Source organism: Plantibacter sp. CFBP 8775 (assembly GCF_014839505.1).
GTDB lineage: Bacteria > Actinomycetota > Actinomycetes > Actinomycetales > Microbacteriaceae > Plantibacter > Plantibacter auratus.
Genome location: NZ_JACYNV010000002.1, coordinates 137,643 through 150,972 on the forward strand (window position 1 = coordinate 137,643; position 13,330 = coordinate 150,972).

The window sequence follows — 13,330 nt, forward strand, 5'->3', positions numbered from 1 at the left end:
CCGGCTCAGTCCGACTCGAGGATCGAATCCGGCTGGATGTCGATCTTGGCGCCGGTGAGCTTGGCGGCGAGACGGGCGTTCTGCCCCTCCTTGCCGATCGCGAGCGACAGCTGGTAGTCCGGCACGAGCGCCCGGACGGCCTTGAGCGACTGGTCGATGACGTACGAGCTCGTGACCTTGGCCGGCGAGAGCGCGTTCGCGACGAACGTCGGCAGGTCGGGCGAGTAGTCGACGATGTCGATCTTCTCGGCACCCAGCTCGTCGGTGACCGCGCGGACACGACGCCCGAGCTCACCGATGCAGGCGCCCTTGGCGTTGATGCTCGGGTCGTTCGCCTTCACCGCGATCTTGGTCCGGTGTCCGGCCTCGCGAGCGAGTGAGACGATCTCGACGATGCCGGATGCGATCTCCGGGACCTCCAAGGCGAACAGCTTCCGTACGAGTCCGGGGTGGGTGCGCGAGACGGTGATCTGCGGACCCTTGAGGCCCTTCGTCACGCTCGTCACGTACACGCGGATGCGTGCACCGTGCGGGTACTCCTCACCGGCCACCTGCTCCTCGGGCGGAAGGATCGCCTCGATGGTGCCGAGGTCGACGTGGATCATGCGCGGATTCGGGCCCTGCTGGATGACGCCCGCGATGATGTCGCCCTCGCGGCCCTTGAACTCGCCGAGGACGGCGTCGTCCTGGATGTCGCGGAGCCGCTGGAAGATGACCTGCTTCGCGGCGAAGGCGGCGATGCGGCCGAAGTCGTCCGGCGTGCTCTCGGCCTCCCCGATCAGGACACCCTCGTCGTCGAACTCGGGCACGAACACCCCGACGTGGCCGGTCTTGCGGTCGAGCTGGACCCGCGCTGCCGGGACGTCGCCGCGCGCGGTGGTGTCGGTACCCTCGGTGCTCTTCAGGTACGCACTCAGGATGGCCTGCTCGATGATCACGACGAGCTCCTCGAACGGGATCTCCTTCTCGCGTTCGATCGACTTCAACAAACCGAGATCGATGTCCATCGATGGCCTCCTCTATTCAACTGGTGGTGCCGCGGCAAGACGTGCAGCGGCACGACGGGCATGCTGCTGCCGTGCTGCCGAACCCGTCTGTCTACGGTACCGGATGCCGAGGGGTACGTCATCCACCCAGCTGGGAAGCCCCCGCGCGTCCTCGAGGGTCCCGCTCCCGGCTCGACCACGTCTCGGGGCGGGTGACATGATTGGCCAATGGTCTTGGGCGAGCTGCGGAACGTCATGCGGAGCACGAGGGTGAGGATCCTCGTCGCGATCCTGCTCGCGACGACGCTCGCGATGACGCTCGTGGGCGTCTCCACCTACACGCTCGGCCGGCAGCAGACCCTCGCGACCATCGACGCCCGCCTGGAGCACAGCGCCGAGCTCATCGCCTTCATGGTGGTCGGTTCAGGCGACTCCGCCGACGCCCCGGCGACGAGCGACGCGGCCGTCGACGCGGTGATGCGACGCTGGATCTTCGCCGAGGACGAGACCGCCATCGGTGTGCGCGCCGACGGCTCGACGGTCGCGCCCAGCGCCCCGTCCGCCTTCCGACTGGACGACGACCCGCAGCTGCTCGACACCATCACGGCCCGGTCGTCCCGCGGCGTCGTCACGGGCGAGGCCACCGGTGACCGCACCGTGCGGTACGCGATCATCCCGGTGCAGGTCGTCGGCGACCCGAGTGTGGCCCACGTCGTCATCGCCACCGACGTGCACGCGGCACTCGCGGAGTCCCGAGGCATCCTCGCCGTCGAGATCGTGGTCGCCGTGGTGTGCCTGCTCCTGCTCGGCCTCGTCGGCTGGCAGCTCGCGGGTGGACTGCTCCACCCCATCCGACTGCTGCGGGACGCCGCCGCCCGCATCACCGAGTCGGACCTCGACGAGCGGATCCCGGTCGTCGGTCGCGACGACGTCTCGGAGCTCACCACGACCGTGAACGGCATGCTGGACCGGCTCGACGAGGCCTTCACCAGTCAACGCCAGCTGCTCGACGACGTCGGCCACGAGCTGAAGACGCCGCTGACGATCGTGCGCGGACACCTCGAGCTCCTCGATCCGTCCGACCCCGCGGAGGTGGCCGCCACCCGGGACCTCGCCCTCGACGAACTCGACCGGATGAGCTCCCTCGTCGCCGACATCACGGAGCTCTCGACGGCCGGACTCGCGTCGACCCTCGACCGGGAGCCGGTCGACATCGAGGCGTTCACGGCCTCGGTCCACGAGAAGGCCACGGCGATCTCGCCCGAACACGAGTGGACCCTGGGCGAGCAGGCCGCACTCACCGCGGACGTCGACGCCGGGCGACTGGCCCAGGCCTGGCTGCAGCTCGCGGACAACGCCGCGAAGTACTCCCCGGCCGGGTCGACGATCGTGATCTCGAGCCGGTTCGACGAGTCGGACGACCCGGCGCTCGTGCTCTCCGTCGCCGACGACGGGCCCGGGGTGCCGGAGGCGCTCCGCGAACGCATCTTCGACCGGTTCACCCGGGTGAGCGGTGGACGGGGTGTCGCAGGCTCCGGCCTCGGCCTGTCGATCGTGCAGGCGATCGCCGCGGCACACGGCGGGTGGGCCGAGGTCGAGGACACGCAGCAGGCTGGCTCCCTCTTCAGCATCCGACTGCCGCTCGCGGTGGCGGACGACGACGAAGGGTCCGACGCGGACCTCGACCTCGACCCGGACGAGACCGCGGCGATCCCACGCAGCGCGATGGCCCAGGCGATCGCGCTGCGAGAGGCGCAGGCGGCTCAGGAAGCCGCCGAGGCGCAGACGACCGCGGCGATGCAGGCCGGACCGACACCCGGCGATGCACGCCCCGCGATCGACGCACCACCACGCTCGCGAGCACCGTCCCCTGAGGACGACTTCCCGGACCTCGTCGACACCTCGGCTCGGCGGAGTGCGCCGGAGGACCACGCATGAGCCGGATCCTGGTCGCCGAGGACGAGACGCGGATCTCCGCGTTCGTGAGCAAGGGCCTGCGTGCCGCCGGACACACGGCGGACGTGACGGTCGACGGCTCGCAGGTCGTCGAGCTGGCGGAGAGCGGCGACTTCGACCTGCTCGTCCTCGACATCGGACTCCCCGGCGTCGACGGCTTCGAGGTGCTCAGACGGCTCCGCGACGACGGCAGCGAGCTCCCCGTCATCATCCTGACCGCCCGCGATTCCGCGCGAGACCTCGTGGCGGGCCTCGACGGCGGGGCGAACGACTACATGTCGAAGCCCTTCCGGTTCGAGGAGCTCCTGGCCAGGATCCGCCGACGCCTGGCCGAGCGGGCTCCGGCGTCGACCACCGCCGTCCAGGAACGGCTGTCGGTCGGTCATCTGGAGCTCGAGCTGCGCGAACGGCGCGTCCTCGTCGACGGTGTGCCGGTCGAGCTGTCCACCCGCGAGTTCGCCCTGGCCGAGGAGTTCTTCCGCCACCCGGACCAGATCCTCAGCCGGGAGGAACTCCTCAGCCGGGTCTGGGGCTACGACTTCGATCCCGGTTCGAACGTCGTCGACGTCTACGTGCGGTATCTCCGGAACAAGATCGGCAAGGACGCCATCGCGACGGTCCGCGGAGCCGGCTACCGCCTCAGCACGAGAGCGCAGTAGCGGTCGTCATCCCGACGGGAGGACGACCGTTCCTGCGCTCTCGCGGCTCAGAGGGCGAGGTCGGCGATCGCGACCCGGTCCTTCGTGCCGGCGGCCCGGTCCCAGAGCTCGACGAAGCCCTCGGTGGCCTCGCGACCGACGACCACCACGACGGGCACGCCGATCAGCTCGGCGTCGCCGAACTTGACGCCCGGGGACACCTTGCCGGTGCGATCGTCGTAGAGGACGTCCTTCCCGCCCGCCTCGAGCGAGGCCACGAGTTCCTCGGCCACCTCGAAGATCGCCGCGTCGCGTCCTGCTGCGACGACGTGCACGTCGAACGGGGCGACGGCCTTCGGCCAGATGAGACCGCGCTCGTCGTTGTTGCCCTCGGCGATGATCGCGAGGATGCGCGTGATCCCGATGCCGTAGGAGCCCATGGTCACCGTGACGAGCTTGCCGTTCTCGTCGAGCACCTTCAGTCCGAGCGCCTCGGCGTACTTGCGCCCGAGCTGGAAGACGTGTCCGATCTCCATGCCTCGAGCGAGCTCGACCGGTCCGGAGCCGTCGGGCGCGGGGTCGCCCGCGCGGACCTCGGCCGCCTCGACGAAGCCGTCGGCGGTGAAGTCGCGCCCGGCGACGAGGCCGAAGACGTGCTGCTGATCGACGTTCGCGCCGGTGATCCACTCGGTGCCGTCGACGACCCGAGGGTCGAGGAAGTACCGGATCTCCGTTGCCGACTCCTCACCGAGGACGGGCCCCTGCGGGGACCACGGTCCGATGTAGCCCTTGACGAGCCCGGCGTTCGCGGCGAAGTCCGCTTCGGTCGCGGCCTCCACCTCCGCGGGGCTGAAGGCCACCTCGACGCGCTTGAGGTCGACGTCGCGGTCGCCCGGCAGGCCGATGACGACCAGCTCGCGTGTGCCGTCGAGGTGCCGCAGTGCCAGCACGACGTTCTTGAGGGTGTCGGCGGCCGTCCAGGCCCGTCCGTCGTCGCGCGGGTGCCGCTCGTTGGCGAGGTCGACGAGCGTCGAGATCGTCGGGGTGTTCGGCGAATCGAAGATCGTCGCGGGTGCCAGACCCTCGATGGGGCGGGCCTCCGGGACCTCGGTGGTGTAGGCCTCGACGTTGGCGGCGTACCCGCCGGCCGAACGCACGAAGGTGTCCTCACCGACCGCGGTGGGGTGCAGGAACTCCTCGCTCCGTGAACCGCCCATCGCGCCGGCGTCGGCCTGCACGATCTCGTACTCCAGGCCGAGCCGCGTGAAGATGCGCTCGTAGGCGTCGCGCTGCGCCTGGTAGCTCGCGTCGAGCCCGGCATCGGACACGTCGAACGAGTAGGCGTCCTTCATGGTGAACTCACGACCGCGCAGGAGGCCTGCCCGGGGACGGGCCTCGTCGCGGTACTTGTCCTGGATCTGATAGATCGACAGGGGCAGGTCCTTGTAGGAGGAGTACAGGTCTTTCACGAGCAGGGTGAAGACCTCCTCATGCGTCGGCGCCAGCAGGTAGTCGGCACCCTTGCGGTCGTGCAGGCGGAAGAGGGCGTCGCCGTACTCCTCCCACCGGCCGGTGACCTCGTAGGGCTCGCGCGGCAGGAGCGCGGGGAAGTGCACCTCGAACGCGCCGGCGTTCGCCATCTCCTCGCGGACGATGGCCTCGATCTTGTTCTTCACCCGCAACCCGAGCGGCAACCAGGCGAAGACACCCGGCGCCTGGCGTCGGATGTACCCCGCCCGCACCAGCAGGCGGTGACTCGTCACCTCCGCGTCGGAAGGGTCTTCACGGAGCGTACGGAGGAAGTAATTCGAAAGGCGCGTAACCACCTGTCCATGCTAGTCCGTCACACGTGGGCAGCCCGGAACCGCTACCAGGGGCGATCGGCGAAGTTCCCGTTGTCGTTGTTCCGACCGCGGTTCTTGGCGTCCTCGGTCGACTTGTCCTGCTGGGCGTCCTGGCCGGCGTCCTTCAACTTGTCGACCTTCCCGTCGACCTCGCTGTCACCGGTACCGCTCGAGCCGCTCGAGTCGCCGTCGCCCTGTCCCCCGTTCGAAGGATCCTGCTGGCCCTGCCCGCCGGACCGGTCGCGCTGGTCGGTCGCATCCTGACGTTTGCGGTCGATGCGATCGCCGGTGTCCTGCAGGTTCTCACCGGGCGTACCCTTCGGATCGATCACGTCGGGCTGCTGCCCGGTTCCGCCCTGGTCGCCCTGGTCACCCTGGTCGCCCTGATCGCCCTGATCGCCCTGATCGCCCTGGTCACCTTGACCGCCTTGGTCGTCCTGACCTCCTTGACCACCTTGATCACCCTGGTCCTGCGGGTCCTGCGGGTCCTGCGGGTCCTGCGGGTCCTGCGGGTCCTGCGGGTCCTGGGGGTCCTGGGGGTCCTGGGGGTCCTCGTTCTGATCCTGGGACTCCCCCTCGAAGCAGCCCTCGCCCTCGTCGACGATCCGCTTCGCCGTGTCGTAGAGGTTGATGGCGCCCTGGAAGAACTGGCCCTTCACGTACTCGTCGGCCTGGGTCTCGTACGCGCGCGCCAGGTTGACCCGGACGATGCAGGCGGTCTCCTCCGTCGGCGCGAGCTCGAGCGCCTTCCCGAGGTCGTCGGTCCCCTGCACCCAGTCCTGCCCGGCCGCGGCTGCGGTGCCCCGGTCGAACCAGGCGATCCACGGCTCGACGACGTTCGCCGTGAAGAGGTGCCCCGCGCTCAGCTGCGCCCCGGAGTAGTCCTCGGCGCGGTACTCGGCGATCGCCGACTGCGCGACGACCGGCAGACTCACGAACTTGACCCCGACGACGAGGGCGACGAGCACCAGCGGAAGGGACCACCAGAACAGCCGACGGCGCAACCGGGCGACCTCGGCCGGGGCCAGCGGCGGACGCCGCGGTTCCTCGAGTCGTGGCCGTGGCTCCGGGCTGCGCGGCGCATCGTCGGGCCGGTCGGTGCGGGTCCGATCGTCGAAGAGGGTCATGCCTGCCCACCCTTCGTCCGTCGGAGCTCGCCCAGCGCGCCGACCAGGCCGGGGAGCTCGGTGAGGAGCAGCACACCGAACCCGAGCGCGAACACCCAGTACAGCTCATCGGTGCGCCGGATGTCCACCTCGTCCTCGACGGTGACGCCGCCGACGGCGAGGCCGTCGAGTGCGTCGTCGAGCGACGCGCCGGGTGTCCTGATCTCCGACTCGACGCCGAGCTGCGACGCGATCGTCTCGAGTGCGCCCGGATCCAGCCGGGACACGGCGGGCTCACCGGTCGAGTAGTCCTGGATGTAGCGGACGCTGCCGTCCTGGTACCCGGAGAACTCGCGCATGGTCCCACCGGCCTCGGTCCCGTAGCCGAGCACGCCACCGCCGCCGATGAGCGGTGCGATGCTCTCGAACGATCCGGGCGCCGCGCCACTCGTCTGCTCGCCGTCACCGAGGTAGAACATGATCCGGTTCCGACCCGGCTCCTGCTCCTCGGCCTGGGTCAGCAGCGTGGTCATGAACTCCACCGGCGCGTCGATGCTGCTGCCGCGGGAGTAGGTGGTGATCTCCTGCGTCATCGCCTCTGCAGCCGACCGGAGCGCCGTCGCGTCCGTCGTGAGGGGCATGCGCTGGACGGCCACGGCGTCGAACGTCACGAGGGCGTAGCGGGCACCGGCCAGCCGGTCGGCGATACCGGTGATGTCGGCCTTCGCACCGTCGAGTCGGGTCGGCGGCTTCGGGGCGCCGTTCTCGTCCGTCCCCGACGCGGTCTCGTCCGGCCAGTCCTCGGCGGCCATCGAGCTCGTCGTGTCCACGACGAAGTAGACGTCGAGGTCGCCCATCGCGGACGGCGGGCGATGGTTGCCGGGGATGGTCGGTCGGAGGGCGATGATCACGAGCACGACGACCATGGCCAGTCGGGCGATCCAGTGCCAGGCTCCTGGCCGCCGCACCCCGGCGAGGAACTGCCAGACGGCGAAGACCGCGAGGACGGCGCCGAGCACGGCGACGGCCCAGATCGGCAGAACGGGGTTGATGGTCATCGGCGCAACCTCCAGGCGAGCAGCATGAGCGCCGCGAGGCCGCCGAACGCCGCCAGCACGAACACGAACGGCTCGTCGACCTGCACGAGCTGTTTGGCGCCCTTCAGCGTCTTCGTCTGCTCCGCCGTGATCTGCTGGACGATGCCGCCGACCGCGCCGGGGTCGGCGAGCGCATAGTAGTCCCCGCCGGTGGACGTCACGACCTCGTCCATCTCCGCGGCGAGGTCGTCGAGGTAGTCCTTGCTGGAGACGTCGCCGGGGTTGATCCCGTACACCGTCACGTCCTGCGCCTTCGCGTACGCGCCGGCCTCCTTGAGCGTGAGGATCGGCTCGCCGGCGACGTAGTTGTCGGTCGCGAGCACGATCGAGCGCGACCGTTCCTCGCCGACCTGGTCGAACCGCATGACGCAGGACCCGAGACCGTCGCCGATGAGGGACGACCCGTTCCCGAGATCGGTGCCGTTCCAGTACTCGTAGTCACTCTCCGGCGAGGTGAGGTCTTCGACGAGGTGGTCGAGCTGCGCTGCCACGTAGTCGTAGTCGCTCGTCAGCGGGAAGTACGTGGTCGCGGACGCGTTGAACAGGACGAGCGCGATCCGCTCACCGTCGAACCGCTGCACGAGCTTCTCGAACACCCCGACCAGCGCGGCGTCGTACTCCGTCATCGACCCGGACACGTCGAGGCAGAGCACGATGTCGCGGTTGCGCAGTTCGGGCTGGAACACCGTCGTGCTCACCACGCGGGACCCGAGGGCCGTGCCGGCGAGCAGCAGCACCCCGAGCGCGGCGATCGTCGCGATGATGAGGCGCCGGTACCGCGACAGCGCGCGACGGTATCCGGGGAGCGCGGTGAGCCGTTCGGAGTGCGCGACCCACAGGGGCTCGGCGTTCGCCTTCCGGCGACGCCCGGTGCGGGCCACGAGGACGACGACGGCGACCACCGCGGCCACGGCGAGGAGCCAGACGAGCGGCATCCACCAGTAGATCAGCTCCACGTCGTCACCACCTGGCGGGCGAGCGTGGCGGCCTCGGCGACGCTGCCCGTCTCGGCCTCGCGGAACTCGACCGGGTAGTAGGCCGACACGGCACGACTGAGTGGCGCGAGTCCGGCGCGATCGAGGTCTGCGAGGGTCATGACCTGGGCGCGGACGCCGCTGGACTCGTGCGCGTACATCCGGAGGATCGCGCCGAGCCGTTGGTGGGCGCGCCGCGTACTCAGGGCGCCGTCCACGTGCTCGCGCTCGATCTCGCCGATGAGTGCGAGGTAGCGGTCGCGCAGGACGGTCGGCGACGGCTGCGGCGCCGGGCGCGGAGCGCTCCCGCGCGCGCGACGGCGCACGTGGGCGAGCATCCAGACGTACCACCCGATCACGAGCGCGATGAGCACGAGTCCGAGCACCGGCCAGAGCAGCGTGTACTGGACCGGTGCGTAGTAGCCGTTATCGCCGGGCATGTCGGTGGGCCTCGAGGAGGTGGAAGAGGACGGGGACGACGTCGTCGGCCCCGGTCACGCGCTGACCGCTGATGCCGAGTTCCTCGAGCTGGTCGAGGTGTCGGGCGGTCGCGCTGGTGACGGCCTCGGTGAACTCGCGACGGAGCGCGTCGTCCGACCGGATGAAGGCCGGCAGGGACCGCTCGTCGGCGACGTCGACCATCGCCCGACCGGTGTACTCCGCGCGCATGAGGTCGGCGTCCCCGACCGAGATCCAGAGCACCTCGTGCTGGACGTGCAGGCGACGGAGGATCTCCGACCGCTTCGGCGTGATCTCCTCGTCGTCCGAGACAATCACGAGCAGACAGCGCTGCTTGACCGACCGTGCCGCGTAGCCGAGCAACTCGTCGAGATCGCTCTGGGGCGCCGCGAGCGATGCACGCCGGTCGATGTGCTGCAGCAGGCGTTCGAGTGCCGATTCGGTGCCGGCGGGTCGGACGAGTTCCGGTGCGGCGGCGTCGCCGGCGACGAGACCGACGAGGTCGCCGTGCCGGATCGCGAGGTACCCCAGGATGCCGACCGCGAGGATGGCGACCTCGCGTTTGGTGCTCCCACCCTCGGCGAGCGCCGCGAGATCACGACCCGTGTCGACGACGAACAGCACCTGGTGTTTCCGCGTGGCGATGAAGCGCTTCACGAGTGGAGCACCGTGTCTGGCCGTCGCCTTCCAGTCGATGTCCTTGATCTCGTCGCCCGGGGTGTACTCGCGGAGGTCATCGAAGTCGAGGCTCCTCCCCTGGAACACCGAACGGTACTCGCCGTCGAGCATCCCCCGCACGCGGCGGTGGGCGTGGATGAAGAGCTTGGACTTCACCCGGTGGAGCAGCGGGGCTGACACGGGCCTACGGCGCCTGGACCGCTCCGAAGACGGCGTCGATGATCGTCTCGGGCGAGACGTCGTCGGCCGCGGCTTCGAAGTTCAGGATGATGCGGTGCCGCAGCACCTGGTGGCGGTAGCCCTTGACGTCCTCGGGGATGACGTGGTCACGCCCGGCGAGGATCGCGAGCGCCCGCGCGACCGTGCTGAACGCGATGCTGGCACGCGGGCTCGCCCCGTACTCGATGTAGCTCGCGAGCTTCGGCGGCAGGTAGTCGCCCGCATGGCGGGTCACGTAGACCGTCTGGACGATGTAGTTGAGGATCGATGCGTCGAGGTAGACCCGCTTGGCGAGGGACTGCAGGAACAGGACGTCCTCGAGGCTCACCCCCGGGCGGTCCTGGTCGGTCTCGTAGAGCCCGGAGTTCACCCGACGGACGATCTCGGCCTCCTCGCCGATCGTCGGGTAGTCGAGCACCTCCTTGAGGAGGAAGCGGTCGAGCTGCGCCTCGGGCAGGTGGTACGTGCCCTCCTGCTCGATGGGGTTCTGCGTGGCGAGCACGAAGAACGGCTTCGGCAACGGATAGTGCGTGCCGCCGATGGAGGTCTGGCGTTCCTGCATCGCCTCGAGCATCGCGCTCTGGGTCTTCGCGCTCGACCGGTTGACCTCGTCGAGGAGCACGAAGTTCGCGTGCACGGGACCGAGCTGGGTCTGGAACGCGCCGGTGCGGGCGTCGTAGATCTGGGTGCCGATGATGTCGCTCGGCAACAGGTCGGGGGTGCACTGGATGCGTTTGAACGAGGCGTTCACCGCTTGGGCGATCGATTCCGCCGCGGTCGTCTTCGCGAGTCCTGGGACGCTCTCGAGCAGGACGTGCCCGCCCGAGACGAGTGCCGCGAGCAGGGTGGTGCGCAGGCCCTGCTGGCCGACCACCTTCGCGTCGTAGGCACCGACGATCTCGGAGAGGATGCTGCGGGCCCGCTGCAGCTCGGCTGGCGCGATGGGGGTGCTCGGCGTCACGGTCACTGGTCTCCCTGGCGAGGCTGGCGGTCCGGACGGATGACCGTCGAACGCGGATCCGCCTGGTGGAACCCGGCGGTCCGAACAGTCTACGTGTGAAGATCCGGAGCTCGGACGCCTCGGCCACCGGATGGCCACCAGGGCGTCGGCCGCCGTTCGCCCACCGTCCCCCTCGCGTCCACCGCCGCTTCCTACCGTGGATCGATGACATCTGCAGCGCACGGGAGGCACCCGGAGACCGACGGCGCGACGGCGATCGTCCCGGTCAGGGGCGGTTCGAAGGGGATCCACCGCAAGAACCTCAGGACGGTCCGCGGGAGCACCCTCATCGCACGATCGGTCGAAGGACTGCTGCGGTCGGGTGGCGTCTCGCGCGTGGTCGTCACGACCGATCACCCGGACCTCGCCGCCGCCGCCGTCGCCGCCGGTGCCGAGGTCATCGACCGGCCGGCCGAACTCGCCGAGGACAGCACCTCCTCCGAGGCCGCGCTCCTCCACGCGCTCGGTGTCCTCGCGGAGCGCGGCGAGCTGACCCCCGTGACGGTGTTCGCGCAGGCGACGTCGCCCTTCCTCGACGTGGAAGCACTCGACGACGCCGTCGCCCTGGTCTCCTCCGGGCGGGCGGACTCCGTCTTCGCCGCGGTACTCGACCACGGATTCCTCTGGACGGAGAAGACGAAGGGTGTCCGAGGGATCGGTCACGACCACCGTGAGCGTCCCCGACGGCAGGACCGCGCGCCGCAGTACCGCGAGACCGGCTCGTTCTACGTCTTCGACACGGACGGCTTCCTCGAGGCCGGGCACCGCTTCTTCGGCCGGATCGCGCCGGCCGTCACCAGGTCCTTCGCCGCACTCGACATCGACGAGCCGGAGGATCTGCTCGTCGCCGAGGCGATCGCCGGACTCGCGGAGCGTCAATTGGGCATCCCGTCGGGCACGGAGCGTTCGGAGCACCACCTCCACGTCGACGCCGTCGTTACCGACTTCGACGGGGTCCACACCGACGACCGCGCCAGCATCGACGCCGACGGGGTCGAACGGGTGAGCGTCCATCGCGGTGACGGCCTCGGCGTCCGTCAGCTGCGCGAGGCCGGGCTGCCGTTCCTGATCCTGTCGACCGAGCGGGTCCCGATCGTCGCCGCACGCGCGGCCAAACTCGGCGTCGACGTCGTGTACGGCTCCGCCGACAAGGCGACCGCGCTCCGCGACTGGGCACGGGCGAAGGGCGTCCCACTCGACCGCATCGCGTACCTCGGCAACGACGTCAACGACATCCCGGCCCTCGAGATCGTCGGCTGGCCGGTCGTCGTCGCCGATGCGCACCCGGAGGCGCGTGCCGTCTCCCGGCTCGTCCTGGAACGCCGAGGCGGCGACGGCGCCGTCCGCGAACTCGCCGACCTCGTCCTCGCCGCACGCGCGGTCCTCGACCCCCTGAAGCTGTCCACGCTGCAATCGAACGGAGCACGACCATGAGCATCCACCAGGACGCGAACGACACCACCGACCTCGACGGCCGGACGCAGCCGTCTCCCGTGCGCATCGACGGCATCCCCGTCGGCGGCGGCGCCCCCGCGTACGTCATCGGGGAGATCGGTCTCAACCACAACGGCGACGTGGAGCTCGCGAAGCGGCTCATCGACGTGGCGGCGGACGCCGGCGCACAGGCCGTCAAGTTCCAGAAGCGCACGCCGGAGATCTCGACGCCGGCGCACATGCGCGACGTCCCGCGGCAGACGCCGTGGGGTGAGATGAGCTACCTCGAGTACCGCTACCGGGTCGAGTTCGACCGTGAGCAGTACATCGAGATCGGCGACCACGCCACCCTGCGCGGCCTCAGCTGGTTCGCCTCTCCGTGGGACGAACCGTCCGTCGACTTCCTCGAGGACCTGGGCGTCAGCGCACACAAGGTCGCGTCCGCCTCGGTGACCGACTCGGGCCTCCTGACCCGTCTCGCCGCGACCGGGAAGCCGATCATCCTCTCGACCGGCATGTCGACGCTCGAGCAGATCGACCGCGCCGTCGAGATCCTCCGGGACTCGCCGCTGGTCATCCTGCACGCGACCTCCACCTACCCCTTGCCCGCCGAAGAGGCGAACCTGCGGATGATCGACAGCCTCGCCGCCCGCTACCCCGGTGTGCCCATCGGGTACTCCGGCCACGAGACCGGTCTGCAGATCTCCCTCGCCGCGGTCGCCCTCGGGGCCACGATGGTGGAACGCCACATCACGCTCGACCGTGCCATGTGGGGCTCGGACCACGCCGCGTCGCTCGAACCGCACGGCTTCTCGAACCTCGTCCGCGACATCCGGGTCATCGAGACCGCCATGGGTGACGGCGTCAAGCGCATCTTCCCCGGCGAACTCGCCCCACTCGCGAAGCTGCGCAGGGTCGATGCCTGATCATGGGCCCCGC

At 69.9% G+C, this 13,330-nt stretch carries 12 protein-coding genes; 4 read left to right on the forward strand and 8 right to left on the reverse strand.

Annotation, left to right across the window (positions count from 1 at the left end):
* Positions 1 to 5 precede the first annotated feature (5 nt).
* Positions 6 to 1,007, reverse strand: coding sequence for a transcription termination factor NusA (nusA, locus tag IFR14_RS13270; RefSeq protein ID WP_079707160.1), 1,002 nt, complete (start codon positions 1,005 to 1,007; stop codon positions 6 to 8).
* 207 nt (positions 1,008 to 1,214) lie between these two features.
* On the opposite strand from nusA, the gene IFR14_RS13275 reads away from it, so the two are divergent.
* The gene (locus IFR14_RS13275) at positions 1,215 to 2,924 is read left to right on the forward strand and encodes a sensor histidine kinase (protein ID WP_191941382.1); all 1,710 of its coding nucleotides are present in this window, start codon (positions 1,215 to 1,217) and stop codon (positions 2,922 to 2,924) included.
* Complete coding sequence (locus tag IFR14_RS13280) at positions 2,921 to 3,601, forward strand: response regulator transcription factor (protein WP_064295346.1); 681 nt, start codon at positions 2,921 to 2,923, stop codon at positions 3,599 to 3,601. Before IFR14_RS13275 ends, IFR14_RS13280 begins: the two co-directional genes overlap by 4 nt.
* A 47-nt stretch (positions 3,602 to 3,648) precedes the next feature.
* Here the strand turns inward: IFR14_RS13280 and IFR14_RS13285 are convergent, their stop codons facing one another.
* The 7 genes from IFR14_RS13285 to IFR14_RS13315 are packed head-to-tail and all read right to left on the reverse strand — an operon-like array spanning position 3,649 to position 10,924.
* Positions 3,649 to 5,406 carry a proline--tRNA ligase gene (locus IFR14_RS13285; protein WP_191941383.1) on the reverse strand — a complete coding sequence of 586 codons (1,758 nt, stop codon included), beginning with the start codon at positions 5,404 to 5,406 and terminating at the stop codon, positions 3,649 to 3,651.
* A gap of 41 nt (positions 5,407 to 5,447) precedes the next feature.
* Positions 5,448 to 6,551, reverse strand: a complete 1,104-nt coding sequence (locus IFR14_RS13290) for a hypothetical protein (protein WP_191941384.1) — start codon at positions 6,549 to 6,551, stop codon at positions 5,448 to 5,450.
* Positions 6,548 to 7,588 carry a VWA domain-containing protein gene (locus IFR14_RS13295; RefSeq protein WP_191941385.1) on the reverse strand — a complete coding sequence of 347 codons (1,041 nt, stop codon included), beginning with the start codon at positions 7,586 to 7,588 and terminating at the stop codon, positions 6,548 to 6,550. Before IFR14_RS13295 ends, IFR14_RS13290 begins: the two co-directional genes overlap by 4 nt.
* Entirely contained in the window at positions 7,585 to 8,583 is a 999-nt protein-coding gene (locus tag IFR14_RS13300; RefSeq protein ID WP_137243278.1) for a vWA domain-containing protein, read from the reverse strand. Before IFR14_RS13300 ends, IFR14_RS13295 begins: the two co-directional genes overlap by 4 nt.
* Positions 8,574 to 9,041, reverse strand: coding sequence for a hypothetical protein (locus tag IFR14_RS13305; RefSeq protein ID WP_191941386.1), 468 nt, complete (start codon positions 9,039 to 9,041; stop codon positions 8,574 to 8,576). Before IFR14_RS13305 ends, IFR14_RS13300 begins: the two co-directional genes overlap by 10 nt.
* Positions 9,028 to 9,918 (reverse strand): DUF58 domain-containing protein, encoded by an 891-nt coding sequence (locus IFR14_RS13310; RefSeq protein WP_229939091.1) that lies wholly within the window; start codon positions 9,916 to 9,918, stop codon positions 9,028 to 9,030. The genes IFR14_RS13305 and IFR14_RS13310 overlap by 14 nt, the downstream gene beginning before the upstream one ends.
* Positions 9,919 to 9,922: 4 nt before the next feature.
* Positions 9,923 to 10,924 (reverse strand): AAA family ATPase, encoded by a 1,002-nt coding sequence (locus tag IFR14_RS13315; RefSeq protein WP_191941387.1) that lies wholly within the window; start codon positions 10,922 to 10,924, stop codon positions 9,923 to 9,925.
* Between the two features lie 198 nt (positions 10,925 to 11,122).
* On the opposite strand from IFR14_RS13315, the gene IFR14_RS13320 reads away from it, so the two are divergent.
* Positions 11,123 to 12,391: an acylneuraminate cytidylyltransferase gene (locus IFR14_RS13320; RefSeq protein ID WP_191941388.1), complete on the forward strand. Its 1,269-nt coding sequence runs from the start codon at positions 11,123 to 11,125 to the stop codon at positions 12,389 to 12,391.
* The gene (locus IFR14_RS13325; protein WP_191941389.1) at positions 12,388 to 13,317 is read left to right on the forward strand and encodes an N-acetylneuraminate synthase family protein; all 930 of its coding nucleotides are present in this window, start codon (positions 12,388 to 12,390) and stop codon (positions 13,315 to 13,317) included. Before IFR14_RS13320 ends, IFR14_RS13325 begins: the two co-directional genes overlap by 4 nt.
* Positions 13,318 to 13,330: the final 13 nt, after the last annotated feature.

What these genes read in the sequence shown, in the direction of transcription:
- nusA (WP_079707160.1), bottom strand. Translation starts at nt 1,007, where the DNA reads ATGGACATCGATCTCGGTTTGTTGAAGTCGATCGAACGCGAGAAGGAG.
- IFR14_RS13325 (WP_191941389.1), top strand. Translation starts at nt 12,388, where the DNA reads ATGAGCATCCACCAGGACGCGAACGACACCACCGACCTCGACGGCCGG.
- IFR14_RS13290 (WP_191941384.1), bottom strand. Translation starts at nt 6,551, where the DNA reads ATGACCCTCTTCGACGATCGGACCCGCACCGACCGGCCCGACGATGCG.
- IFR14_RS13320 (WP_191941388.1), top strand. Translation starts at nt 11,123, where the DNA reads ATGACATCTGCAGCGCACGGGAGGCACCCGGAGACCGACGGCGCGACG.
- IFR14_RS13295 (WP_191941385.1), bottom strand. Translation starts at nt 7,588, where the DNA reads ATGACCATCAACCCCGTTCTGCCGATCTGGGCCGTCGCCGTGCTCGGC.
- IFR14_RS13275 (WP_191941382.1), top strand. Translation starts at nt 1,215, where the DNA reads ATGGTCTTGGGCGAGCTGCGGAACGTCATGCGGAGCACGAGGGTGAGG.
- IFR14_RS13280 (WP_064295346.1), top strand. Translation starts at nt 2,921, where the DNA reads ATGAGCCGGATCCTGGTCGCCGAGGACGAGACGCGGATCTCCGCGTTC.
- IFR14_RS13305 (WP_191941386.1), bottom strand. Translation starts at nt 9,041, where the DNA reads ATGCCCGGCGATAACGGCTACTACGCACCGGTCCAGTACACGCTGCTC.